Annotated in this window: 23 protein-coding genes, 1 tRNA gene and 1 pseudogene; 8 read left to right on the top strand and 17 right to left on the bottom strand. The window is 33.8% G+C overall.

Annotated elements, in window-relative coordinates; all coding sequences use genetic code 11:
• Positions 1-62: 62 nt before the first annotated feature.
• The 5 genes from OPR37_RS03500 to OPR37_RS03520 all read right to left on the bottom strand — a co-directional run bounded on the left by OPR37_RS03500 (position 63) and on the right by OPR37_RS03520 (position 4,800).
• Positions 63-1,382, bottom strand: coding sequence for a dihydroorotase (locus OPR37_RS03500; RefSeq protein ID WP_213863713.1), 1,320 nt, complete (start codon positions 1,380-1,382; stop codon positions 63-65).
• 114 nt (positions 1,383-1,496) lie between these two features.
• Positions 1,497-3,242 carry a TomO hydrophobic C-terminal domain-containing protein gene (locus OPR37_RS03505; protein ID WP_264376801.1) on the bottom strand — a complete coding sequence of 582 codons (1,746 nt, stop codon included), beginning with the start codon at positions 3,240-3,242 and terminating at the stop codon, positions 1,497-1,499.
• A 38-nt stretch (positions 3,243-3,280) separates the two neighbouring features.
• A complete protein-coding gene (locus OPR37_RS03510; RefSeq protein ID WP_264684797.1) occupies positions 3,281-4,000 on the bottom strand; it encodes an alpha/beta hydrolase family protein in 720 nt (239 codons plus the stop codon).
• Between the two features lie 91 nt (positions 4,001-4,091).
• Positions 4,092-4,694 carry an RDD family protein gene (locus OPR37_RS03515; protein WP_264684798.1) on the bottom strand — a complete coding sequence of 201 codons (603 nt, stop codon included), beginning with the start codon at positions 4,692-4,694 and terminating at the stop codon, positions 4,092-4,094.
• A 23-nt stretch (positions 4,695-4,717) separates the two neighbouring features.
• Positions 4,718-4,800: transfer RNA gene (locus OPR37_RS03520), tRNA-Leu, on the bottom strand.
• Between the two features lie 102 nt (positions 4,801-4,902).
• On the opposite strand from OPR37_RS03520, the gene OPR37_RS03525 reads away from it, so the two are divergent.
• From OPR37_RS03525 to OPR37_RS03535, 3 genes and pseudogenes are all read left to right on the top strand, one after another.
• Positions 4,903-6,345, top strand: a complete 1,443-nt coding sequence (locus OPR37_RS03525; protein ID WP_264684799.1) for a replicative DNA helicase — start codon at positions 4,903-4,905, stop codon at positions 6,343-6,345.
• Between the two features lie 191 nt (positions 6,346-6,536).
• A pseudogene (gene tnpA, locus OPR37_RS03530) lies at positions 6,537-6,955 on the top strand (IS200/IS605 family transposase).
• 276 nt (positions 6,956-7,231) lie between these two features.
• Positions 7,232-8,731, top strand: coding sequence for a proton-conducting transporter transmembrane domain-containing protein (locus OPR37_RS03535; RefSeq protein WP_372436128.1), 1,500 nt, complete (start codon positions 7,232-7,234; stop codon positions 8,729-8,731).
• A 14-nt stretch (positions 8,732-8,745) separates the two neighbouring features.
• Here the strand turns inward: OPR37_RS03535 and OPR37_RS03540 are convergent, their stop codons facing one another.
• From OPR37_RS03540 to OPR37_RS03560, 5 genes are all read right to left on the bottom strand, one after another.
• On the bottom strand, positions 8,746-9,396 hold the full coding sequence (locus OPR37_RS03540; protein ID WP_254229674.1) for a VirB8/TrbF family protein: 651 nt from the start codon (positions 9,394-9,396) through the stop codon (positions 8,746-8,748).
• Between the two features lie 29 nt (positions 9,397-9,425).
• Positions 9,426-10,220 (bottom strand): hypothetical protein, encoded by a 795-nt coding sequence (locus tag OPR37_RS03545; RefSeq protein WP_214303399.1) that lies wholly within the window; start codon positions 10,218-10,220, stop codon positions 9,426-9,428.
• Between the two features lie 36 nt (positions 10,221-10,256).
• Positions 10,257-11,108 (bottom strand): DNA polymerase III subunit delta', encoded by an 852-nt coding sequence (locus OPR37_RS03550; RefSeq protein ID WP_007302718.1) that lies wholly within the window; start codon positions 11,106-11,108, stop codon positions 10,257-10,259.
• A 17-nt stretch (positions 11,109-11,125) separates the two neighbouring features.
• Positions 11,126-11,713 (bottom strand): L-threonylcarbamoyladenylate synthase, encoded by a 588-nt coding sequence (locus tag OPR37_RS03555; protein WP_214303401.1) that lies wholly within the window; start codon positions 11,711-11,713, stop codon positions 11,126-11,128.
• A 139-nt stretch (positions 11,714-11,852) separates the two neighbouring features.
• Complete coding sequence (locus tag OPR37_RS03560) at positions 11,853-12,323, bottom strand: hypothetical protein (protein WP_019236353.1); 471 nt, start codon at positions 12,321-12,323, stop codon at positions 11,853-11,855.
• A gap of 75 nt (positions 12,324-12,398) precedes the next feature.
• Between OPR37_RS03560 and miaA the strand changes: the two genes are divergently transcribed.
• A complete protein-coding gene (miaA, locus tag OPR37_RS03565; protein ID WP_214303411.1) occupies positions 12,399-13,292 on the top strand; it encodes a tRNA (adenosine(37)-N6)-dimethylallyltransferase MiaA in 894 nt (297 codons plus the stop codon).
• Positions 13,293-13,650: 358 nt separating this feature from the next.
• Here the strand turns inward: miaA and OPR37_RS03570 are convergent, their stop codons facing one another.
• The 5 genes from OPR37_RS03570 to OPR37_RS03590 form a co-directional block, all read right to left on the bottom strand.
• Entirely contained in the window at positions 13,651-15,213 is a 1,563-nt protein-coding gene (locus OPR37_RS03570) for a Mur ligase family protein (protein ID WP_264685036.1), read from the bottom strand.
• Complete coding sequence (gene metC, locus OPR37_RS03575; RefSeq protein WP_264684800.1) at positions 15,182-16,414, bottom strand: cystathionine beta-lyase; 1,233 nt, start codon at positions 16,412-16,414, stop codon at positions 15,182-15,184. The genes OPR37_RS03570 and metC overlap by 32 nt, the downstream gene beginning before the upstream one ends.
• Positions 16,415-16,421: 7 nt before the next feature.
• Entirely contained in the window at positions 16,422-16,706 is a 285-nt protein-coding gene (locus OPR37_RS03580) for a BolA family protein (RefSeq protein ID WP_012481743.1), read from the bottom strand.
• A 72-nt stretch (positions 16,707-16,778) separates the two neighbouring features.
• A complete protein-coding gene (dnaK, locus tag OPR37_RS03585; protein WP_019236356.1) occupies positions 16,779-18,692 on the bottom strand; it encodes a molecular chaperone DnaK in 1,914 nt (637 codons plus the stop codon).
• 73 nt (positions 18,693-18,765) lie between these two features.
• Positions 18,766-20,514 (bottom strand): Rne/Rng family ribonuclease, encoded by a 1,749-nt coding sequence (locus tag OPR37_RS03590; RefSeq protein ID WP_007302710.1) that lies wholly within the window; start codon positions 20,512-20,514, stop codon positions 18,766-18,768.
• 149 nt (positions 20,515-20,663) lie between these two features.
• On the opposite strand from OPR37_RS03590, the gene rpmG reads away from it, so the two are divergent.
• Together rpmG and OPR37_RS03600 are read left to right on the top strand one after the other, a co-directional pair.
• The gene (gene rpmG / locus OPR37_RS03595; protein ID WP_012481745.1) at positions 20,664-20,864 is read left to right on the top strand and encodes a 50S ribosomal protein L33; all 201 of its coding nucleotides are present in this window, start codon (positions 20,664-20,666) and stop codon (positions 20,862-20,864) included.
• Positions 20,865-21,573: 709 nt separating this feature from the next.
• Positions 21,574-21,870: a hypothetical protein gene (locus OPR37_RS03600; protein WP_007302708.1), complete on the top strand. Its 297-nt coding sequence runs from the start codon at positions 21,574-21,576 to the stop codon at positions 21,868-21,870.
• 359 nt (positions 21,871-22,229) lie between these two features.
• Here OPR37_RS03600 and OPR37_RS03605 read toward each other — a convergent pair whose 3' ends face one another.
• Positions 22,230-23,105, bottom strand: coding sequence for a zinc ABC transporter substrate-binding protein (locus tag OPR37_RS03605; RefSeq protein ID WP_265016824.1), 876 nt, complete (start codon positions 23,103-23,105; stop codon positions 22,230-22,232).
• On the opposite strand from OPR37_RS03605, the gene OPR37_RS03610 reads away from it, so the two are divergent.
• A complete protein-coding gene (locus OPR37_RS03610; protein WP_019236357.1) occupies positions 23,097-23,828 on the top strand; it encodes a metal ABC transporter ATP-binding protein in 732 nt (243 codons plus the stop codon). The two genes, OPR37_RS03605 and OPR37_RS03610, sit on opposite strands and share 9 nt — an antisense overlap.
• Positions 23,825-25,246: a 2-polyprenylphenol 6-hydroxylase gene (gene ubiB, locus OPR37_RS03615; protein ID WP_019236358.1), complete on the top strand. Its 1,422-nt coding sequence runs from the start codon at positions 23,825-23,827 to the stop codon at positions 25,244-25,246. Before OPR37_RS03610 ends, ubiB begins: the two co-directional genes overlap by 4 nt.
• A gap of 142 nt (positions 25,247-25,388) precedes the next feature.
• On the opposite strand, the gene OPR37_RS03620 is transcribed toward ubiB, so the two are convergent.
• The gene (locus OPR37_RS03620; RefSeq protein WP_264684801.1) at positions 25,389-26,525 is read right to left on the bottom strand and encodes a TomO hydrophobic C-terminal domain-containing protein; all 1,137 of its coding nucleotides are present in this window, start codon (positions 26,523-26,525) and stop codon (positions 25,389-25,391) included.
• Positions 26,526-26,642: the final 117 nt, after the last annotated feature.

The raw sequence follows: 26,642 nt of genomic DNA on the forward strand, positions 1-26,642 counted from the left end.
ATTTTACCACTTATATTGAATATTTACAATTGATTGAAATTGAGAACGCAACTGTATGATAACTAATTCTTCTGTAAATATACAGTTTTGCCAGACACAACGGTACGTATTACGCGCCCTTTCACTTTGCGTCCATCGAAAGGGGAATTTTTTGATTTACTAGCAAAGTTGTCAACTTTAATTTTCCATTCATGATCCAAATCAACTAAAATTAAGTCCGCTGCAAGGTTTTTCTGTATGCGGCCACGTGGCACATGTATGATATCTGCAGGCTTATATGTCAATTTTGCAAGCACATCAAGTAGACCCATTTGTCCACTGTGATATAGTTCAAGTGAAATGGGCAGCATTGTTTCAAGGCCAACAATACCAAATGCAGCATTTTCAAGTGGCAAATCTTTAGAACTAAGATCATGCGGAGCATGATCGGTTGCAATGCAATCAATCACACCTGTCTTTAAACCTTCAATCATAGCTAAACGATCCTCTTCAGTGCGAAGCGGCGGGTTCATTTTTGCGATTGCTCCGTGTTGTTTTACTATATCTTCAGTTAAAGTAAAGTGATGAGGAGTTACTTCACATGTAACATTTAATCCCAAATCTTTTGCACGTTTAATAGCATCAAGTGAATCTTTTGAAGAGACATGTAAAATATGGTAGTGTACATTTTCTATGTCCTTCATTAGCAGTATATCACGAGTTACCATAACCGACTCTGACGCACTCAAGATTCCCTTTATTCCCAATTCTTCAGAAATTTTACCTGCATTGATTGCGCCACCAGCAGATAGATTTAAATCCTCTGCGTGTTGAGCAATAGGAACACCAAGCATACTTGAATAAAGCAGTGCCTGTCTCATAATCATTGGATTCATAACTGGCATACCATCATCGGTGAAACCAACTGCACCTGCTTCCTTTAAGAGTGCCATTTCAGTTAATTTTTCTTCCGAAGTGGTGATTTTAGCGTAAAATTCCACATTCACATGCGAAGTTTCAAATGCTCTATATTTCAAATACTGAGCCAAGACAACACTATCAATCGCTGGAACAGTGTTTGGCTGACAAACTACAGTTGTAACGCCTCCTGCAGCTGCAGATTTACTACCCGTATGTATATTTTCTTTATGCTCTTGACCTGGTTCACGAAAATGCACGTGAATATCAATAAGGCCTGGCATTAGAACAAGCCCTTTACAGTCTATTGTTTCATCAACCCCACTTGTTGAAAATAACGATTCGCCAAAATCAACAATTTTATCCCCTTCAGTTAACAATGAACCTTTTATATCAAGTTTAGTTTCCGGGTCAATAATACGAGCATTGGTATACGCAATTTTATAGCCTTCCTTTTGGCCTGTCTGCAATAAACTCCAAATCATATTTTAGTATCAATTATAAAGTATAATCTAAAGTTTTTTTAGTAAAACACAAACAAATTAAAGCGATGGCATAATAACTAGCAATAAAGAGTATTTAAATTACTAACTTAATATCTAAGCAGCTATTCTATAACTACAATTTTCGATTTCTACATTGTTAAATGTGGTATTTGCCTTATAAGAACAGTAACACCCTACTGTAAGAAAAGCTAATGCAGCTACAGCAAGCGAAATACACATTGCTAAATGAAGAATTGTTAGACTTGTACCAACAGCAAGTGCTCCAGATAATACAAAAGAAACAGAAGCATAATTACCTTGCCTTTTACTGTAAGTTCTTGCTTTCAAGAATTTTTCACTTAGCTCTTCATTCTTGCTTTCAAATTGCTTCTGTAGACTCTTCTCTAGTACTTCACTTTTGTTTTCAATTTCTTGCAGCTTTGTCTTTAAGTCGTTATTTTCATTTTCGCGTTGCATTATTTGATCAGCGAACGATTGTCTTGCATCATTCAGCTGCCCTTCCAACTGATCATTTTGTGTAGTCAATTGAGCTACCCGACCATTTAGCGTATCAGCAACCTGTGTTAATCGGGTTACTTCATCAGTTTTATCAATTAGACCTTGCTTTGCATCATCCAGCCGCCCTTCCAATTGATTGTTTTGTATAGTCATTTGATCTACTTGATCTTTTAGCCTTCCAATCTCTTTTTTCTTCTTTTCAAGCTGAGCTCTTGCTTCATTAGATTCTTTGCTAAGTTGCATGACTTTACTAGTTTCTTCAGCTAATTTTTGCTTTGATGCTACAAGTTGAACTTCTGTTTGCTCACATTTCCTTTCAAGCTCCCTTGCTTGACTAGACAAATTACTATTTTCCTGTTCAAGTTGAGCTTTTACTTCCCTTAGCCCTCCCTCACTCTCTCTGAATTGAGCTCTAGCATCCTTTAGCTCTTTTTCTGCACATTCTACCTTTTCTTCTAGCTTAGTTTTTGCTTTCTCAAGCTTCTTCAGTTGATTAGTCAGATTACTATTCTTTCTTTCTAATCCAGCATTTGTTTCTTCAAGTTTTTCTACAGTACCGTTAAGCCTAGTTACTTTGCTAATTTGCTCATCCAACTCTGCTTTGTTTTCTGCAAGCTGATCTTTTGTCCCTTTAAATTCTGCAGTAAGTTTATCTACTTGATCATTGAGTTGATTAGTCTTCTGTTGTTCTTGTGTTAATTTTCCTTTTTCATCATCTAACTCTTTAGTTTTTCCAACCAAACTTTGTTGTATACTATTTAACCTTCCCTCTAGTTGAATTTTTTCATTAGTAAGCTGAGCTACTTTTTGTTTTCCTTGTCTAAATTCCTCTTCTAAATTTGGAGCACGTTGAATTGGTATCTCAGAAAGCTTAATGCCTTCATTTTCTTCTCTGACTTCTTCAAAGAATTCCTTATCATCCACATCAACATATGACAAAACTGCATGGTAAAATAGGCCACAAATATAAGCAATATGACGATACTTAGATGCTTCGCTATCCGATTTAAATTTTTCCTGCTCTATTTTCTCAATAAGGTTATAATAGGTATCGATTTTATGATAGTGTAGTTCTAAATACTCCAGAGTTTTACCTGTTTCTAATTTTAATGGTTTACCTACATGTTTATAGTGCATACCAGCATTACCATGTGGCAAACATGGTACCGGATCTGATTGACAAGCTACTCTAATAGTATTATGTCCAAGACACTCATTGTAAACTTCAGCAGCACCATTGTAGAACACTCTTGGAGAGCCAAAAGTTGCAACATGAACATCTTCAGCACCTTCTGTTTTATTAAGACATAAAGCAGTTATACTAGCAAGAGCACCTCCCATGCTATGGCCTGTAACATTGATTTTTAAATCTTTGATTGCTAATCCTTTATCATTAGAGCATGCCCTTGTAATATTTTATGTACGCTGGGCCAAGAACGTTTGAATAGAGAGTAAAAACCAGAGTGAACATAATTATCTCCAGACAAAAATGGCAACTTAGTTAAAGAAGCACGCAGATCTTCCTTCACATCATTTAAATCACGAGTGCCATGGTAAGCTATATCTACTTCGTTATCTTTAATAAAAATATAACCAGCATCTCGATTATATGAATTTTTACCAGTTAAAGCATAGCCAACATCGTGTTGCTCTAATTTATAATCAACATCTGAGCAATATTTATCTTCAATAAGTTCATTATCGTAAAATCTTATAATCTGATAACCTTCTTCTTCAAACTTCCTTTTAGTTTTGTATTTACCTTTCTCTAATTTTCTATCCACATCACCATAGGAAATTTTGCTAAAGGTACACATTTTCCATAATTTTTCTTCATCAAATTCTGCAATTTGCCCTTTTATCAGATCAGCAAGGTCAGAAGCATCCTTTAACTCAGCACCTTTAAAATCTTCTATCTTCTTCCATGCTTTAACTAGGTCAGAAGTTCCTAGCCCATTAAGGTCAAAACTTTGAGCTTCTAATTCGTTCTTAAATGGTTCTAGTGCCTCAATTACGCATTCTTTTATTTCATTATCATCAATATGTACAATACTATCGCTAATAGAATCCATACTTTGATCATGAGTAATACTTGGCATATTTTTTACCTACTATTTTAGTATATCATTAATTAAGCATTTGATCAAATTTATCAATAAAACTATTAAAATTTTCTTATTTTAAACGAATTTAGTTCATTTTATCACACTTAAGACTTTTGTTTGTGACAACTGCTGTATTTGCAATCTTATCGTGCCAAGTTTGGCAGCGTTTATCGAAACTTGCCCATATGAAACCCAAGAATAATGGTGCAGTTGACAATATGAAGGAAAAAAACCTCTTTGTTGCTTGTTTCAGAGTCAATTTTTCAAAAGTTTGTGCATTCACAACTCTAAGTCCAAGTAAGAATTTTCCAGGTGTAGCGCCAAATCTTATCCACATATATGCTACATAACTAAAAAGCATAATAAATTGAACTATCTGATTTAGAACTAGTAACTTTATTAGTTTACTCTGCATTGCTGTTTCCTCTGCAGATAGTGGCACCTGCATTTGATATTTTGCAGCAATTTGGCCTAATATTTTACTGCTCTCCGAGCTCATAAAGAGTTGATTTAAGGCCTGACCGCAAAACTGTAAAAATAAAACGATGATGATTAAATCAAGCAGCACTGACAAATAGCGTCTAAGTCCTGTTACATAGCATATTCCATTATCATCCTTTTTCACTTTTTGAATAGCATTTATAGAAGAAAGAATGGAAAATAAACGATTAAAAAATTTATGTAACATATATGCATTTTCCAATGTTTGAGTGCCCCTGGCCGGACTTGAACCAGCATGCTTTTGCAAGCAACAGATTTTGAGTCTGCCGTGTCTACCATTCCACCACAGGGGCCTACTTTAATGCTATAAGCAACACAAGATTAGTCAAATTTTTTATCTTTTAAGTAAGGACTGAATATTCTACAATAATCAATCATTACTCTGAAAACTTAAAATGAATGAATTAGCTAATCTTATTGATTCAAGAGAAGAAATATGTAAATTGCCACACAATTTAGAAGCAGAGCAAATGCTCATTGGTGCAATGATTCGTGATAATAGAATTTGTGATGCAGTTGAAGATATAATTGCAGCAGACAATTTTTATGATCCACTACATCAAAGCATTTTTACCCAGATATCTAAAACCAGAAAACACGGCATAGTTGCCAATGAACTAAGCCTTAAGATGTTTTTTGAAAATGATAAAGCATTTGCCGAATGTGGTGGAGTTGAGTACCTAGCAAAACTTGCAGCAAAGGCAAGCATTGCGCTTGATATCTATAGCTTGACCAGAATAATCCGTGATACTTATTTAAGAAGATGCTTAATCAAGCTCGGACAAGAGACAATTGACGATAGTTATAACTATGACATCGAAAATCCTGCACAGGTACAAATTGAGCAAGCAATGACAAAATTGTTCAATTTAGCAGTAAAAAAGCAAGGTGAGAAAACATACATAAAGCTTGCAAGTTCAATTAAAGATGTGGTTGAGAAGATTAGCAAGCTAAAAAATAATCCAGAGGCTCTAGGTATTACAACCGGACTTCAAGATCTAAACCAGCTTCTTGGTGGTTTGCAGAAATCTGATCTGTTAATTATAGCTGCAAGGCCCTCAATGGGAAAGACAGCATTGGCACTGAACATCGCACTTAACGCTTGTAAGATTTTGCAAAAAAGAACAGATAAACAACATTACGTAGCTTTTTTCTCACTTGAAATGTCAGCAGAGCAATTAACCGCAAGATTGATTACTATAGATTCAGGCATTGGTTATTATAAGGCACTGACTGGGAGAATTAGTGATTTTGAATTACATGAATTCATTAATGCTAGTACAGATCTATCAGAATTACCTTTCATAATAGACGATACTCCTGCTCTATCAATTAGTGCCCTTCGTACCAGAATACGACTGCTATATCAACTATACAATGTAGAGGTGGTATTTATAGATTATCTGCAATTAATTCGAGGAACAACAAAAAGGAGTAGTGAAAATAGAGTGCAAGAAATCTCAGAAGTGACGCAGGGTTTAAAAGCAATTGCAAAGGAACTAAATATTCCCATTGTTGCACTATCACAGCTCTCTCGTTCTGTTGAGCAAAGGGATGATAAAAAACCACAACTTTCTGATTTACGTGATTCAGGAAGCATAGAGCAGGATGCAGATATAGTAATGTTCCTCTATAGAGAAGAATATTATGAATTAAGAAAGCAACCAAATGAAGGAAGTAATAAACATCGAGAGTGGCAAGAGAAAATGGAGAAAATTAGAAATATTGCAGAGCTGATCATTGCAAAACAAAGAAACGGGCCAATTGGCAGTGTGAAGCTACATTTTGACTCCAATAGAGGTGCATTTAAAGATTATACAGAAAGATATAGTCTGTAGCGGTTTTGAGTAATTCTGGAAGTGTTTAACAAACCATACGTGCCAAATTAAGAAGCTATCGTGAAACATAGCAATATTTAAGATTGGCATTTTATTTGTTACATTTATTGTCCCAAATTTGGGAGAAAAACCCTGGACTTGAAGTCCATCCTTTTAAGAATATAATTTTAAGGTGAAAAATCTGAAAGAATGTGGAATATTATAGAAAAAGCAGTCACTCTGTATATATATCACATAGTGTGGATAACAAAATATCGATATCCAGTACTAGTTGGAGATATTGGACAGAAAGCTAAAGAAGTTGTACAAGAAGTATGTGCAAATAATCAAGTAGAAATTATCAGAGGTAGAGTTGCGTCAAGTCATGTACACGTATACGTTTCTGTACCCCCATACTTAAGTATTAGTAAGTTAGTGCAGTTAATAAAAGGAAAAAGTTCCAGAAAAATCCAGCAAAACTTTCCAGAGCTAAAAAAGAGATATTGGGTTGTGGGCAGTAGGCTACTTTGTCAGGACTAGCGGAAATGTAACTGACGAAATGATAAAAAATTATATTGAAAATCACTCTAAAAAAGAAGATAAATTTGGTGACTTTCAAGTCGAAAGTTAGCATTCTATGCTCTCTCTCAATCTTTGGATTTTAATCCATAGTGGTTGAATTTTTTAGGAAATTCTTATCTAGGATAAGATGATTTTTTAGAAAGATCTATAAATTACTAACCTTATTACTTAATATATAAAATAGTTTTTTCTTATTTCCTTTCTTCCTTACGCCACTTTTTCTTAACTTGATGCGTATGGTTTATTTAACATTTCCGATATACAACTAAAAAATAGCAAATTCTCTATAACTTGAATATAATTTTAGCTTTACCTAAACAGAAAGATGAATTACTTAATGGATTTTGTTTTAATATCTCTTTCCTTGCCACTTTTTATTACTGAGAATTATTTGTTAATTACTGCGTTGATCCCACTTTTAAGTGCATTAGCTATTTCTTTTACTAGTAAATGGCCCAGAGTGAACAATAGCATTACTGTTGTTTCTTCTATGCTTCTATTTGCGTATACATCTCTATGCACTTTATATTTGGTGTATGGTGATCATTCTCAATTTATTCTCATGGACTTTGGTAATAATTTGCATATTAGTTTAAAGTTAGAGTCTAGTGGAGCAATATTCAGTTTATTAATATCATTTTTGTGGGTACTAACCAGTATATATGCAATATGTTATATGCGAAATAACTATGCTGATAGTAACTACTCGAGTTTTCTATGCTTTTTTTCAATAGCGATTAGCTGTGCAATGTTTATTGCTTTTTCTGGAGATTTGCTCACTACATTTGTCTTTTACGAGCTTCTAACTATTAGTACATACCCTCTGATTACTCACAACTCAACAAATGAATCAGTAATTGCAGGACGCTATTACTTTGGTTTACTATTTTTCTCTTCTTTAGTGTTATTTTTTCCTGCAATAGGTCTCTTATATAATGAATTCCATACTTTAGACTTTGTAAGAGGTGGAATATTCAAGTTTGATACTTCGTTCATAACTTTTATTGCAGTGTGTTTTGCTATGCTGATTTATGGAATAGGAAAAGCTGCATTAATGCCAATGCATTTTTGGTTGCCAAAAGCAATGGTTGCACCAACTCCTGTAAGCGCACTACTACATGCTGTTGCTGTTGTGAAATCAGGAGTGTTCATCATCATCAAAGTTATATTATACACTTTTGGCATCGATAATATGCAACGTTTTGCACAGCAAAGTTGGTTTGCTGGAGGATGGCTTCCGTACGCTGCTGGATTTACTATTATTACTGCATCGTTAATTGCATTAAAGCAAAAGGAATTAAAGAAATTGCTTGCTTATTCTACTATCTCTCAGTTGTCATATATTATATTGTTCGCTTCAATTTTTAGTGAATTTAGCATGAGGATTGCAATTTTTCAATTAGTTTGCCACGCATTTGCAAAAATCACTTTATTTTTCACTGCTGGAGCAATAATAACGAAAACAGGTGAGAAATACATAGATAGAATTCACGGTATAGGACGTAGTATGCCAATTAGTATGATAGCATTTACTATAGGTGCATTGTCCATGATAGGGGTACCACCTGCTCCGACTTTTTGGAGCAAATTTTTCATTTTTCAAGCTGTTTTTAACTCTAGTAATGTAACACTTTCTGTATTTGTAGCTCTGGTGTTAATTGTCAGTACTATACTCAACGCTCTATACTTCTTACCGATAATTTACAATGCCTTTTTCTTAAAACCTTCTAGAAATTATTTTATTAAAAAGACACCAATGCTTCTAATTTTACCTCCAGTTGTTACTGCTGTATGCACTTTAGTTATTTTTTTAGCTACCAAGTAATTTTTTAAATGTAATCAGCTGTATTTATAGCCGTTAACAATAAATTTAAATGGTATTATACCAGTTAGAGTTGCTTTCATGTTTGATAAAGTAAAGCTAACCTCCACAGCATAGTCTTTCATTTTCTTATTTTGCTCAGCTGCAAAAAGTACAGTGGCATTTCCAGCAAATTTAACTAAGTCCTTGATCGATCGGTCAATAGATAGTGTTGTTACGTTTATGTTGGTAATTTTTTTTGTGGATGAAACAGCTTCATTGTTTACTTTTTCCTGAAAGTCTTGATAGATTTTATATATAGAATTGTTTTTTATAAAATTTTCTTGATACTTTGATTCAACGATCTGAGAGGACTCGTATGCTTCGACGTATTGACTTACCAAGTACCTTGCTATGGAAGTGTATTCATCTTCTTTTTCACTAAAACTAAGTTTATGTATTGTAGAAAACTCATCTTCTGTGTGGTTCGTGTACTTCACAAAATTTAAATCTTTTTTAACAGGAAGTAATAGGTATATGTTTAGTAATGATAAAAATAAACATACTAAGAGAAGTAACGTTATTAACGCCATCCAAGATCTTTCTACAACGCAGAACAGGTATCTGTGGCAATACCATTCTACTGCTTTCCTGAAATAACTTTTGTTTTTTACTGATTCAACTTCCATAACCTAATTATAATAACTCTAAAAAAACTTTAAAATATGTCTAAATTTTCCAAAATAGTATGAATGATTATATCACCTTGTTCTGCAATAAGATGAAATTTATCAATTTTCTTCACATCTAAATTTATCATTTTTACACTGAAGCTTTCAGGATCATAAGTATTACTTTCTGCACTTTTGTGATAATTATAGTAGTGTAATTTATTTTGATCATCAAAATAACCAAATTCATCAGCAAGGGTTCCCACTTTTCTGCCTTTACCGTCTCTGACTAGCTCAAATAGATCAATTACATGGTTTTCAGATCCAGGCTCAATAAGACCTTCTACAGCAAAAAATTTAGGTGCATGACCAACATACTCCTTAAATTTTAGATTATTAGTCTTTTTTACACTACCAAAATCCACGAATTTATATTCATCTGAAAGATCAGAATATTGTGGATCATACTTTTTATATTCAAAAAACTCATTACCTAAAAAATTACAAAACGTTAGTTTATAGTCATCATGATTGAGTTTAATAACTTTAAGATAATGAAAATCTCTAGGAATCTTTACTTCTTCTTTCGTAATATGATTAAGTATGACTAACTCGCCACTGAGCATGCGATGGCCAATTTTTGGCAAAGTAGCTATATTGATTGCCTTATTGAGCTTAAAATTTGCTTCATAGATACCACTTGACAGCTCCTTCCCTTTTTCTAAAGTGACGTCTTGGTCTAAAGCTGTATTCTTGAGTAAACTCAATTCTTTCTGCATGTTCAATATGGTTTTTGTTAAAACTTCTATTGATTGCCATAAAGTTAATTTATTATCAGTCAAACTATATACTTTAAGTATTAAATTATCAGGATTTTATCATGAATTTATGTTAAAAGTATTATATTTTTGTGTCATGATGTTAACTACATTAGCTAAAACATGCTTTTTATCTAAGCGAAATTGCTTTGCAGCAACGAAAAGTTCATCTATTTCTTTCCATTGACTTAGCAAAATTTCAACATTATTTACTTCTTTCTTTATACTTTCTAAAATGGAGGTTTGAATGATATGTGATGCTAGTTCTAGCTCAATTTCACTATTAATTATTTTATTAACTATATCAGAATTATTTAGATTACGGAAAAATGTATAAAAATGCTTATGTGACTCATAAGCACCACTGTTTATTGCATTTATTATTACTCCCGGAGTTCCAGGAAACAAAGTAATGATCTCACTAAATATTTTATCGTCGAATTTACACTGAGATGAAACAACCTGCTTTGTTTCATCGTAAGTTAACGGAAGTAAATTCAGCTGAAAGCACCTACACCGGATGGTGGTTTGTATATCATATAGTTTATGGCTAATTATAAGTATTTTAGAATTTTGTGGCGGCTCCTCTAATATCTTTAATATTGCATTTTTAGCATTGCTAGTCATTGCCTCCAAGCTATCTATTATAGCTATCTTATATTCTGATTGAATGGGGCTTAGGTACAGAAAATTTTTCATTTCTCTCACCTTTTCCACTCCTATTGTATCACCTTCAACAATGTGTAAGTCTAATGCTACTTCATCGTAATTTTTGATAAGAAACCAATTAGAAAAGGATTGTGCAAGTGTTGCTTTTCCTATGCCTTTTTTACCACAGATCAGCCAAGATTGAACAGACAAGTTGTTCATTATCTTTTTTTTTGCTTGGTTGTGGCCTATCACCTTTTTCATTCTTTCTCCTATAGATCTTAGTTTGAAAATTCGTTATTTATTGTTTGTAATGAAATTTTACCTTTTCTTAAAACCTTAATCTTGTCTCCAGTTAAGTCAATAATAGTAGATTCTATACCAGAAACTAATTCATCATCTTCAATTACTGCAGATAAGTGTTGCTTAATAGACTGAGGTATATCTCTTGCTTTGCATATACTTTTTTCTCCTGAAATGTTAATACTAGTTGCAACTACTGGAGTTTTCAGTTCATTTAATATTGAAATCGCAATAGGATGATCAGGAATTCTTATGCCTATACTATCTTTAAAGAACTCATTTGGTAATATACTGTTATCTTGAAGTGGTAAAATATAGGTCATTGGTCCAGGAGAAAAATAGTTTATTAAATCGATATACTCTTCCTTTACCTTTGCTATATTTATCAAACTATCAATATTACTAACAAATACAGAGAGTGGCTTGTTTTGAGAACGCTTCTTTATCCGGTATATTTTTTCTATAGATTCTTTACCTAGCGCATTACAAGCAAGAGCATATACTGTCTCTGTTGGAAAGCATGCTAACAAATTATTTTTTATTGCATTTATTACTTCAAATACCATATAGCTAAAACTTATGTCTACAATAGCTCTGGGTTTACAGTTATCTCGCTATATGGTAGCAATTAAGATACCGAAATGGCTACTGTTGTATACTTACAGTAAATTTTATTAGCAACTGCTCGTTTTTACAACAGATTTACTACAATCCGAACTCCTCATTGATTTTATCGACTATCGTCTGTGGTGGATCATCTCCCCATCCTGAATATAAAATCTCTCCATAATCTGCAACATCTATAGAGCCAGTTCTACTTTTTGCCAGAAACATTTCTCTTTTATCTTTATCAACTAATACATAGTGCCAAGCTGATCTTCCTCGATCTTTACCACGAACTAGATATATGAGATCTGATCTACTTCTTCTTGTTGCATCAGCAAAGGATCTTTCATTGATAGTTCTGCTTTTACTCTTTATGCCGCCACTTTCAGAAAAAGCTTCCTTGGCTTCAGCTTTTTTGTTTGCCAATTCAGAAATTTTTCCTTTTGCTCCTAGTGCATGTTCTTTGGTATTTTGAGATGAATACTTACTGGAAAAACCTCCTCTTGTCTCATTAGAAGTCCTATTTGTAAAACGCTTAGTAAACGAGTTATCGTTATCATTTTCTGCCATAAAAGTCTCCAAATTTTAGATTGTAGAATCCAAATTTTTACTACACCCTATCATAGGTTAGTTAAATTAATATAAATGAAAGATAATATAGTAATTATTACAGGAATTACAGCCTCAGGTAAATCAGAATTATGCGATAACTTGATAAAAAAGTATAAAAACATTAGCATAATAAACTGTGACTCAAAGCAGTTATACAAAGAGATTCCCGTAATTACTGCTCAACCACCAAAGCAGAAAGAATTTTATAGGCTATACGGTTATGTTTCAGCAAGAGAAAATTATTCCGTAGGTTTATGGCTAGAGGATTTAAAGAGGGAAGTTAACAACGCGCTGAAAAATTCACGAATACCCATCATCACTGGAGGAAGTGGGCTTTACATTAGCAGCTTAATCAAGGGATTATCATCGATTCCACAAATAAGCCAGGAAGTGAGAGAAAACGTAAATGAACTTAGGAAAAATTTAAGTAAAGAGGAATTCTACAAATTAGTGCTAAGCAAAGATCCAAGGATTCAAGGTAAAATATTTATTAATGACTCACATCGCCTCTCAAGAGCACTTGAAGTTATCACTGAAACTGGCAAGACAATCTTTGTATGGCAAGAAAATAGACAGCCTCCTTTGTTCAATAATTTTAAGGTATATACAATTCTACCTAAACGTGAAGATATATACCGAAAAATAAATTCTCGTTTTATTGAAATGGTTGAAAATGGAGCAATTGATGAAGTAAAAAACCTACTTAGCATGAACCCATCTCCACATTTGCCAGCTATGAAAGCACATGGAGTACCAGAAATTATAAGATACTTAAAAGGGGAGATTACTTTAGACGAAGCAATACAGATTGCTCAAACAAACACAAGGCATTATGCAAAACGCCAGTACACTTGGTTTAAAAATCAATTTCCGAATTCTCAAGTGATTGACTGTGCAAATAAATTGACAGAATTTGGAATATTTTGATTATTATGTATTATATTGCTATGCCTATGCAAACTTTTCTTGATAGTATTAAACTTTTTTCTTAAAGAACTTTCATCATTGCCTAAATTGTGATTATTAAATTCTTTGTAAAAATATTCTTACTTATGAAGCGCTACTATACCTGTAAGAGCCTTTATCACTAAATGAACTATATCACGCAATATTTCATCCTAAATTTTTCTATATTCTCTCACTAATCTTGTAACCACAATCTCCACTTTCATATCCTTGTATAGCTCTTCTCATAATAGTAGGAACAAGATAAGATAGTGATTTAGTGTAACAAGAAGGTAAAAATGCCAGCAGCGTACAGTTATGACTTAAGGAAAAAAGCCATTCAGGCGTTGGATGAAGGAGAGAGCAAAACAGCAGTAGCAAATTTTTGGCCCTCTCTAATAACTTCAACATCACTAAATTCAAGGGATTGGCCTTCTATTATTTGGAATCTTTCATGTCCTTTTCCTGCAACTAGCAGAATCATATTTTCATCATGTGCTATATTTATACCTTTCTCTATAGCTTTTTTTCTATCTCCTATCTCCAGTGCATCAGGGCAATGTAACAAAATATCGTGACGAATTTTCCCCGGATCTTCATCGCGCGGATTGTCATCTGTGACTATAACTTTACCTGCAAGCATTTGTGCTATTTTACCCATCTCTGCACGTTTTGTTTGATCACGATTCCCGCCACAACCGAACACTAGAACTATCTTTTTATTGAAGTGCCATTTTAAAGACAACAGAGCTTGTTTGAGTGCACTTGGAGTATGAGCGTAATCGACAAATGCAAAAGTGTTCACTTTTTCCATTCTTCCAGATGGAGAAGCGAGTTTATCTATACACATTCTTTGACAGTCCATACCAGATGAAATAACTATACCGATTGCACACAACAAATTATATGCTTGAAATTGCCCAAAAATCGGAAAAAATGCGTTATAAATTTCATCACCGATTTGAATTGTCAGGTATTGACCATTGGCAGTGGGTATCTGCTTTAATAAAGTAATGTCAGAGTTTTTTTTTCCATAGGTTATAACTTTGTTGCCACGCTTTTCAGCTATGTTGAGCAACTCTCCATATTCGCCTATATCTGCATTTAAAATCGCTGTTTTTTCTTTTGGCAATACCTCATCAAACAACCTTTTCTTGGCCTCAAAATACTCATCGATACTTTTGTGATAGTCCAAATGATCTTGAGAGAAATTAGTAAAAGCTGCAGCATTGAGCCTGAGTCCATGGATTCTGTATTGATCGATTCCATGGCTTGAAGCTTCTAATGCTAAGTGTTCTACGTTCTTATTATTTATGTCACGCAATGTGGAATAAAGATCATCTGCACTTGGCGTTGTAAGGCTATTATCTTTTCTATTATTATTGACACATGTTCCCAGTGTTCCTATAGACGCTACATTATCTTGCCAAATCTGGCGACAAAATTCCACCACTGAAGTTTTACCATTCGTACCAGTTACAGCAGCAACATATTTAGGTTGTTTGAATTGATAAAACCTGCTGACTATTTCACTGTATATTCCTTGAGGGTCCGAGTGGTAAAGCACTGCAAAACTTGGAGTACTTGTCATTCGAGTAGCGGACACTGGAATCCAGTTTTCATTATACAATTGTCTAGTATGCTTGTTTACAATTAAATTTTCTGGATCCCAGTGTCTGAGCACTGGGATGACATCTTTCTTGGCCCCTTGTATTACAACGTCTACACAGTTGTGTACACATCCATTAGGAAGACATGTTACGTGTTCTTTACTCCTTTCTGACACACAAACAAAAAGGTAACCTTCTTTAACTCTCTTAGGATTACATGTGACGCCTTTGATTTCAATATCAAAGTCAGCATTTACAATGTTATGCAGTAGCTCTTTCAGTCTCACAATCATCTTTAACACTTGAACATGGCAGTCTTATTAATGCAGTATTCAAGTCAAAAATCAAATCTTCAGGATCTTCTAGTCCGCAAAATATTCGCACAAAACTTCCACCATAATCTGAATTCATTACAGATCTTGACATAGATCTATGTTCTATTGGTAATATCAAACTGTCACATCCTCCCCAAGAAGCACCGATGCCAAAAATTTTCATGTGATCAACCATGCAGCTTAGTTCCTCACATGAATATTCTCTATCGAGTACTATACTAAATACGCTACTTGCCCCTTTGAAATAACTTTTCCATAAATCATGCTGAGAATAGGAAAAAAGTGCGGGGTATAAGACTTTTTTGATTTTTGGATGTTTTTCCAGCCACTTTGCTACTTGCATTGCTGTACTTTGATGCTTCCTCATGCGTGTTTGCAGTGTTCTAAGTCCCCTGTGTGCAAGGTAACAGTCATGCGATTGAATGGTGACTCCATAATTTTTATAGCTCTCATAAAGCAATTTAAAAATTTTATCTTCAGCAACCATAGCTCCCATCACTAAATCTGAGTGACCGGCTAGATACTTTGTCACCGCGTATAGTGCAACATCAATTCCATAATCAAGCGGCTTAAACAACAAAGGAGTGGCCCATGAATTGTCACAAACGGTTACGATTCCACGTGCTTTAGCAACTTTTACTATATGCTCTATATTTGAAATCTCAAACGTTATAGAACCAGGAGTCTCAATCATGATGAGTGAAGTATTACTCTGAACTAAATCAGTTATATCCTGTGTCGGATTATAAAAAGTTACTTCTACTCCTCTTTTTGGTAGCTCATTTTCGGCAAATCTCTTTAGCCTATAATAACTATTATCTTGTATCAGGACATGTGAACCTGCTTTAGTGAAAGTCAAAATAGCAAAAGTAAGTGCAAATAATCCAGAAGGGTAGATGAGTGCTTGTCCCCTACCCTCAATTTCAGCCAGTGCATTTGAAAAATAATGAACAGTAGGCGTACCAACATTACTGTAACTGTAATCCCTTGCAACACCATCATTGATTACATCGTATATACTTTCTCCATTTGCTGCATTTAAGTAGTCCTTGTAAGTAGGAAATAATATAGTAGAAGAATGATAAACTGGTGGATTCATCGACCCTTTATAATCATTAAATTTTCTTCCTGCTTTAACTAATAAAGACTCTTCTCTCACGTTTCTACTATTTATTTTTTAGATTGTATTCGCTTTGCGTATACAAGTGAAGAGAAATCGCATGTAATCGCTCTATTTCACTCTTTAATAATTCATAGATCAATTTATGCCTCTTTAAAGAGCTCATTCCAGAAAAGTCGTTAGATATTAATACTAATTTGATATGTGAAGGTAGTGTCGAAGAAGAAACAAAATAATGATCTACATGCTTTGCTGATTCATCGATAATATTAATATCAATTACACCTATTGAATCGCGTAATTTTTCTTCTATTGTCTTAATAATATCCACAATAGTTCCTTTAAGCAACAATACGCTCCTCTTGTCATCCCACAGTATCTGGGCATTGGGATGACAATCGAATTACTTATTCTCTTCTTTATTATCCATGTCTTGATAATCAGAATCTACTACTTTTTCTTCCTCATTATTTGTTGTGGATGAGCTTTCTCCACCTTGTTGTTGTTGAGATTCCTTATACATAGCTTCTCCAAGCTTCATAGAAAGTTGAGAAAGATTAGTAACCTTCTGTTGTATTGAATCAGCATCATCAATATTATCAGACTTACTAACTTCCTTTAATTCATTAACTGCATTCTCAATAGCAGATTTATCTTCTGGAGAAATTTTATCACCATATTCTGTCAAAGATTTTTCTGTAGAATGAACTAAACTATCCGCTTGATTCTTCACTTCAATAAATTTCTTACGCTTTTCATCTTCTTGTGCTTTTTCCTCAGCTTCTCTCACCATCCGATTTATTTCATCCTCCGATAAACCACCTGAAGACTGAATACGTATTTTTTGCTCTTTTCCAGTAGCTTTATCCTTTGCAGAAACATGCGCTATTCCATTTGCATCTATATCAAATGTCACCTCAATTTGAGGAACCCCGCGAGGAGCAGGTGGTATTCCTTCTAAACTAAACTGACCAAGCAGTTTATTATCAATCGCCAATTTTCTTTCACCTTGATGTACCTTAATTGTAACGGCTGTTTGGTTATCTTCTGCAGTTGAAAACACCTGAGATTTTTTTGTGGGAATAGTAGTATTACGTTCAATAAGTGGAGTGAACACTCCCCCTAGAGTTTCAATACCAAGAGAAAGTGGAGTTACGTCAAGTAGTAATACATCTCTTACATCACCTTGAATGATTCCCGCCTGTATTGCAGCTCCAATTGCTACAACTTCATCAGGGTTAACCCCTCTGTGTGGATCTTTGCCAAAGAATTCTTTAACTTTCTCTATGACTTTTGGCATACGAGTCATGCCACCAACAAGAACTACTTCACCAATTTGACTAGCAGACAAACCAGCATCTTCAAGAGCTTTTTTGCAAGGAATTATAGTCCTTTCAATTAAATCATTCACTAAACTTTCAAGCTTTGCTCTTGTTAGCTTCATATTTAAGTGTTTTGGGCCACTTGCATCAGCTGTAACAAACGGTAGATTTACTTCTGTTTCCATTGCACTTGACAATTCTACCTTTGCTTTTTCTGCAGCTTCTTTGATTCTTTGCATAGCCATTGGATCGTTTTTCAAATCAATGCCATTACTTTTCTTGAATTCACCCAGTAAATAATTTACTACTGCATTATCGAAGTCTTCCCCTCCAAGGTGAGTATCACCATTTGTAGCCTTTACTTCAAAAACTCCGTCACCTATTTCAAGAACTGAAACATCAAATGTACCACCACCAAGATCATACACTACTATTGTGTGTCCGTGCTTTTTATCAAGACCATAAGCAAGTGCTGCAGCAGTTGGTTCGTTAATTATTCTGAGGACATTTAATCCAGCAATTTTTCCTGCATCTTTTGTTGCTTGACGTTGAGAATCATTGAAGTACGCCGGCACTGTTATCACAGCATCCTTTACTTCTTCCCCAAGATAAGCCTCAGCTGCTTCTTTCAGGTTTTGTAGTATAAATGCACCAATTTGACTAGGAGAGTATTCTTTACCATCAGTTGTTTTAACCCATGCATCACCATTTTTTGCTGCAAATACCTTATACGGTACACCTAGATTCTTCATTTCAGGATCGCTATATTGGCGACCTATCAATCTCTTAGTTGCAAAAAAAGTATTATTTGCATTGGTAGTTGCTTGCCTTTTTGCTGGAGCACCAATCAACCTTTCTCCAGACGAAGTAAATGCAACTATAGACGGAGTAGTTCTTGCTCCTTCTTTATTCTCGATTACTTTTGCATCCTTGCCTTGCATTATTGCAACACAAGAATTTGTTGTTCCAAGATCTATACCTATTGCTCTTCCCATAATGAATACTCCCTTTTAAATATTATCTGATGTAAAATATATAAGTATAAAACTCGTTAATTACAAGTCCCGTTTAGTTGTTAGAGCCCAAAAGGCGCGAAAGCCATTTAGTTAACCAAAAGTTGCCCGGTAGTTTACCAGCTTCTTTATCCCTGCTATTCACAATTTGACATCCAGAATTCTGCAATGGCTTATAATCATTAAAATTAATATGGTCTCCTTGCTTTAAAATAAATGTATCTGCGTCTAAACTATTATCAATACTAACATTTAATGTAATATTGAACTCTTTTTCGATTGTAGAAACCATATCACGCTTATTATTAAAAATGTGCGCTATAACTGCACTGCGTGCTATTAAATCAAAGGACTTATTTTGATTTTTATTAGCAATATGTTGCAAATCCCTTAGTATCGATGCAACAACCACTTCGTTTGATTTCACTCTTCCAATACCTTTACAGTGTAAGCACTCTGTAGTATTAATTTCCTGTATATTTGGTTTAATTCTTTGTCTTGAAAAGACCATTAAACCAAAGTCATTGATAAAGCTAAATTGAACTTTAGCTTTATCATCTTTAAACGCCTGCTTGATAGCAAATTCAACATTTTTACAATACTCAAGTTTCAACATGTCAATAAAATCAACAACTATTAACCCTGATAAGCCCCTGAGATTCGCTTGCCTTGATATTTCAGATAATGCCTCCATATTAGTTCTATAAGCTGTTTCTTCTATGTTATCTTCTCCTGTCATTTTCCCTGAATTTACGTCTATTGAAACAAATGCCTCAGTTAAGGTTATCACCAAAGACCCACCAGATGGCAATTCTACTCTATTGCTATATAATTCAGAAATTTGATCTTCGACTCGATAGTAAGTAAAGATTGGAACAGAACCTCTATATAATCTAGGACGCAATTTTCCTTGTAACACATTTTTAGTGTATTTTCTTACCGCTTCACAAACTTCTCTATCAGATACTATAATTTCTGTATCATTACTACAAAAGTCACGTACAGATCTCATAACTACATCTGCTTCGTTGTAAATTAATGATGGAACATTTAAAGAAGAGAAGTTTTGCTGAATATTTTGCCATAATAAGGTCAAATTATTGTAATCTTGCTCAATTTCTTTCTTACTTTTTCCTGCACCAACAGTTCTTACTATTAAACCTGAGCCTTTTGGTAAATTTATTGAATTTAATATATCCTTTAACTGTTTTCTAACGTTGGTATCTTCAATTCTGCGAGATACTCCACCCCTACTTATGGAATTGGGCATGAAAACACAGTATCTACCGACCAAAGTTACGTATGTTGTAAATGAAGCTCCTTTATTTCCTCGTTCTTCCTTAGTTAATTGAACTAATAACTTTTGATTTACTGAAATCACATCTTGTAACTTATATTTTCTATGTAAAGGTACCCCCCTCACAAAACCACTGCTGGATTCATTACTAGCTGTAGAATCTAGGCCTTCTTCTGTGCAATTATCATTTGAACAGTCCACACCGCTCGAATAGTCTTCATCAGGGAAAATTTCCTTCTCTTTTTCTGGAATATTAAAATAATTTAGAGATATCTCAGAAAAAGACAAAAAACCTTGCTTATTTTTTCCATACTCAATGAACACGGCCTGCAAAGCAGGCTCTATACGCTTTACATAAGCAACGTATATATTACCTCTTAATTGTTTTTTTTCCTTGAATTCTTGTTCAAACTCTACAACCCTACCATTAACTAGTAGGGCAACCCTTACCTCGTTAGAACAGGTAGTACTTTCTATCAACAATAACCTTTTGCCATCACTCACCACTTATTTACCGTCTACTTTTCATTCTGAAATGTTCTTATACTACTTAATATATTATTGATTGTCAAGAATTTTGCGATCTGCATTATTGGGTTGACTTTCAGTGTTTTGCGTAATAAACTTGCATAGAGTTTATTATGTCACTAACAATTATGGCGAAAAAAAATGCTTCTTTGCTTGTCAAGCTAGTTAGCACTGCAACTAAAACAACAAAAACTGGAGAAGAGAAACTAACAGGCTATTTTTGTGTAAAAAAACGTAATCCTAAGAACCTTCCCAAGAAGCTCGAGTTTAGGAAGTATGACCCAGTGGTCAGAAGACACGTATTATTTAAAGAAGAAAAATTAAAGTAAGTATATTATCATGCAAAGCTTACAGCTAAAAGGAGTGTAGCTTATTGCTCACTAGTTATACTGTTTTGCATTAGAGAAAGTCTGTTTGAGGTTTTGAAAGATTACGGTAACTTATATAAGTTACGGGAAATTGAGCCACCTGAATAAGGGCTGAAAATGGTAGCGTTTTTGTCCTGATCTGGTCTTTTTATTGCTTAAATGGGACTTGATCTGACACTTTAAATGATCCAGATAGTCTATATACCATCACACTCTGGGACCATACACTTAGAGGTTGTTCACAAACTTTTGAATTCTTTTGTTAAACTTTTACAGAAAAAAATTGCTTGCGCATATTTTAAATCTGACTATAATCATAGTAAAAGATATTTTAAGAGCTCAAAATTTATCTTTATCTGCAGACTTTTTTCATTAAATTCATTAAAAAATGTGGCGTATCTTCTTCAGCGTACGTAGGTGCACACACATACTTAATCTCTGTCGTATGTGCGCCGCACTTTTTTTCTAATCTTTTTTACACAGGAGGATTTTATGTCCAGAATTCCAGATACTTGATCTTTACTTTAGCTAAAAACCAATAGGCGCCTATGGTTTTTATAAAGAAAGTTTAGAAAATAACCAAAAACCACTTGCCATAAAAAGTAACTATATTAGTATAATATTCACATTTATATGTTAATATAGATATAATAAGATTAAGGATTATATTATGGTAAAATTTACACAAGATTCTGCTTCATTGACATTGCATGGTGTTGATTTACTTAATTTGTGCCACAGACAGTGTGAAAATAAATACGAGGGTAATGATTTATTGACAAAAATTAATAGATCTTGGTGTAAGGCTGACTGTAATAGAAATATTAAAGCTCCTGAACACCATTCACCAGAAAAAGTAACACTTAGTGAACAGTTAACAGATATTGCAAGTAATCTCCGTTTTGAGAGCATAAAATTATCGCTTATATCAGATGAAATAGACAATTACAATTCAATGTCTTTTTAATTAGAGTAAAAGAAGATATTGGTTATCTTCTTTTTTTTGTTTCTATGATTAACTACTTGAATTTAAGTTCGTTCAGGCAAGATAATTATGAGTAAAAATAGCAGATGCAAGTAGCTGGCACACAGCTGTACGAGCATTCATTTTTGAGGGCATAGCAAATGGTGTCATTCAAGTAGCTGACATTGGCTTGCCCTAATCTCATCAAGAACGTTGTGCTTTAACATAATATTTTTATGCTTACCAACTTAACTGAATCCCAGACTGGGATGATATACTTCTGGTAGATAATGTCGGTATAGTTGTGATTGGAATAGAAAGCACTAAGTTTGCAATGCTATCTGAATAGATAAAAGAACTCATTACTCAGTGAAACAAGACTTGAAATTTTGTGCAATGCTGCTGATTATATCTAGATATGCATCCTTTCCAGGCTCTACATCTGATCCAATAGGATCAAGAATCACCATTTTTACGTCACTAGAAAAGACATTAGGCTTTATGCTATCCTCTCGTGAATGAGAAACAATACATTTAACGTTTTCCTCTTTCATTACCTTTTTTAATTTCATTAAACTCTTCATACCTATGTAAGAATCTTCTTCTATAGAAAGAATGGCGCTTGGGTAACTTAAATCAAAATATTTTTCGAAATATTGATAAGCATCGTGAGTAACTATGTATTTTTGATTTTTTAACTCATCCAATTCTTTCGTAATTTTTTCTACTTCTTGGTCTATCTTTCTTATAGCCTCCTCTGCGTTAGTATTGTATCGATAGGCATTTTCTTTATCTATATTAGATAATGTTGCACTGATAGAAAGTATCATACTTTTTGCATTTTCAGGACTCAGCCAAATATGCAAATCTTTTTCATCTTGAATGTGACTAGAAAATGAATGTGTTCGAGCAGGAAGTAGATCGATTGCACTTGATAGCGGTATTAACTTCTTATTTTCTTTAGCGAAAGTTTTAATGAATGTTTCCAAAGAATCATCGATATAAAATATAATATTGCTAGATTCTAATTTACTTGCGTCTGAAGGCCTGAGCATGTAGTCATGTTCAGACACTACTTCGTACATTAGTAGTTCTGGCTTTGAAATTCCATCTGTAACAGAAGCTACAAGTGAGTGTATAGGTTTGATTGTAGCTACAATTTTTAAATTGGATGAAAAGGCACTATTGTAGTATAATGTAAATGAAAGTAATAGAAAAAAAAACAGTAAATGTCTCATATAAATGTTGAGAAGAAGTCAATTTTTGCCAAAAAATTAAGTAGTGTCAATAACTGCATTCTAAAAATAGAAAACCTTACTCTTTCATACGATAATAAAAAAGTTCTTGATAATATCAACATATCAGTACAAAGAGGAGATATAGTTACAATACTTGGTCCAAATGGCGGAGGTAAAACCTCTTTAGTGAAAGCAGTTGCTGGTATAAATAAAGGTTTTATTGGCAGTATTGTATTCGCTGACAATATAAAAATTAGCTATATGCCACAAAATTTTAGTATTGGTAATTTGATGCCAATAACAGTTGAGTCTTTCCTTTTCAATAGCTCCTCGAAGAAATTGAAGAAAAATCAACCCATTGTTACAGAAGCAATAGAATTGGTTGGTATCGGTAACATCCTAAAAAATCAAGTATTAGAAATCTCTGCAGGACAAACACAATTACTGCTGCTTGCACGCTGTTTAATTTCAGAATCTGATTTGATCATTTTAGATGAGCCAGTCAGTGCAATGGATATTAACGCACGATCTAAATTTTATGATATTATAAATAAAATCGCAAAAGAACGATCAGTGTCGATTCTCATGACTTCTCATGACCTTAACTCTGCTCTACCATCCTCAGATTACATAATTTGCATAAATAATACTATCTATTATCAAGGTAAACCTGATGAAATTATGGAGATAAATGAAATATTTGGCAGTTACGCAGCGAAATGATTCAAAATATTCTACGTCTTCTGCAAATAACTACAGTGCTAACACGTTACAATGTGTTACCTTATTTACTTCCACCATCAAAAAAATCAATAAATAAAATACAAGGTCATAAACTAAAGCGTGCTCTTGAAAGATTAGGTCCGGTGTTCATTAAATTTGGGCAATCCATTTCATCACGCACTGATATTTTAAATGAGGACATAACAAATAACTTGCTATTGATATGTGATAGATTGCCATCATTTTCGTATAAAATAGCAGTTAAAACTATAGAAAGTGAGTTTAATTGTAAATTAAGCGATATTTTTTCAAGTTTTTCTGAAAAGCCAATTGCAGCAGCATCAATTTCTCAGGTGCATAGAGCAGTTACAATTGAGGGTAAGGAAGTTGCTGTAAAGGTTTTGAGGCCAAATATTGAGAAAACATTCTCAAGGGATATAAAAATGCTTTCTTGGCTTGCAGAAATTGCAGAAAAATTTAGTGAACAATCAAAAAGGCTGAAGCCAGTTGAATTAGTCAAAACTTTTGCTGAAATTTGCCGATTAGAGTTAGATCTACGTTTTGAGGCTGCCCACTCTTCGGAACTGAAGGAAAATACTAAACATGACAGAGGTTTCTACGTACCTGAAATAGATTGGAGTAGAACTTCAAAAAAGGTTTTAACATTAGAATGGATGGAAGCTATACCAATATACGAAGTTGAAAAGCTGAATAACCGAAAGCAAATAGCTATCAATCTTATAGAATCTTTTTGTAATCAGGTATATAGGGATTGTTTTTTTCATGCTGATATGCATCCTGGAAATTTAATGATCGATAGTAATAACAATATTATTGCCCTGGATTGTGGAATCATGGGTAGAATAGATCGTGAGACATGCTATTACGTTATAGAGATACTCAAAGGCTTTTTAAATAGGGATTATGATCACGTTGCAAAAATGCACTTTAGAGCCGGTTATGTTCCATCACAGCATAGAAATTTTGTTACAGCTTGCAGAGCAATAGGTGAGCCCATTGTTGGACAGCCTATACAGAAGATTTCATTTGCTCGATTACTTACTCAGCTACTAAAAATAACTGGTGATTTTGATATGAAAGTTCAAACACAATTGTTATTGCTGCAGAAAACTATGATTTTATTAGAAGGAACATGTAGGAAAGTCTATCCAGAAATCAATATGTGGAAAGTAGTTGAAACATGGATAAACAGTCAACATGAAAGTAAAATAGGGTATAGGGAAAAAATTAAAAGCTCTTATCCCATCAAAACAATCCAAGGAATATTTAGCCTTATAGAAAAATTAAACCTAATAGCTGACAAAAAATTACAGGTGAAAAATAAATCAAATGGAAAAGCCTACTTTTTACTTTGGTCTGTAATTATAATTCTCATCGTTAAACTTTTAATTTCTTGAACTAAAAGATAATAAAAGCAAGTTTACAACAACTATTTAAGTCTTGAAACCACTCAGGTTCACATTCACTCGAATTATCAAGGTATTTTCAGGATGTATAAAACTTTCAGCAGAGTTTAGAGAAGAAGTAAAAACTTTAACTCTATCTTAAACTGATAACATTACCAAATTCAGTGCTTATCACATCACTCAGTACTGTACTTGCTTTATATGAACAGTAGCACCCAATTGCAATGAAAACAAGTGCAGCTACAGCAAGTGAAATACATATTTCTAAATTCGATATTGTTAAACATGCACCAATAGCAAACGCTCCAGATAACACAAAAGAGGCAGAGGCATAGTTACTTTGCCTTCTATTATAAATGTTTGCTTCTGAAAGTTTTCTGTTTTTGTTCTTTAAGTCTTGATTTTGAGCTTGAAGTTCTAATCTCTCTTGCCTAAAATCCCTTTCTAACTGTGAAATTTTGTTAGTGTCTCTTTCACTTACAACCCTACCCAGCTCTTGCTCTTTTTCTCTAAGTCGAATTTTTGTTCTTTCAAGCTCATCTCTAAGGTTTTCAAGTTGACTTTTTTCTCTAGTAAGTCGAGCTACTTGATCAGTGAGAGTGTGAATTCTTTCCTGATTATCCTGCCTTACTTGTCTCAACTCCCTTTCTAACTGTGAAATTTTGTCAGTGTCTCTTGTTCTTTCATCTACGGTCCTATTCAACTCTTGCTCTTTTTCTGCAAGTTGAGCCTTTGTTCTTTCAAGCTCATTTCTAAGGTTTTCGAGCTGCTGCAATTCTTGAGCAATCAAATCGTCGTTTATTTCCGGGGCAACATTATGTACATTTGCTGAAGACTGTTCCACAGTTGCAGGGAATTTTCCATTTAGATATTCTCTGACAGGATTAAAACTTTTAAGCAACTCAATAACAATTTGATCATTCATAAAGCAATTATCTTCTACTAATTTTTTTATATCATCCAAATCTTTTCTATTAATAGCATCAGTTAATCGCTCTTTCATAACTTGCTCAATTATTTGCTTCACCCATGGATTTTGCTCTATAGCTGGTATCGGTTTTATTTGATTAAAATCTAGGTCTTTATGTTCTAAAAGTTTAGTCAATACTTCCTCGTTATCTTGTGTTATTCCTTGTAAACATGATTTGATAATCAGGCTAAGCAGCGTTTCTATTTCTCCATTGAAATTTCTTTTCCAGCAATTAGGGTTGAATTCTTCATTTAATAGTCTTTTTGCTTCATGGAAATTTCCATGAGAAAGAGCATTCAATAATTGTTTTCCTGTTTGTGCTTTTTGTATTTCTTTTGTAAGATGTGAAAAATCTTTCTCCTGCTCTCTCCCAATTTGTTCAATATATTCTTTAGGAGTGTAACTTTTTCTTCTCCC

The sequence above is a fragment of the Wolbachia endosymbiont (group B) of Lycaena phlaeas genome (assembly GCF_947251875.1).
Lineage (GTDB): Bacteria > Pseudomonadota > Alphaproteobacteria > Rickettsiales > Anaplasmataceae > Wolbachia.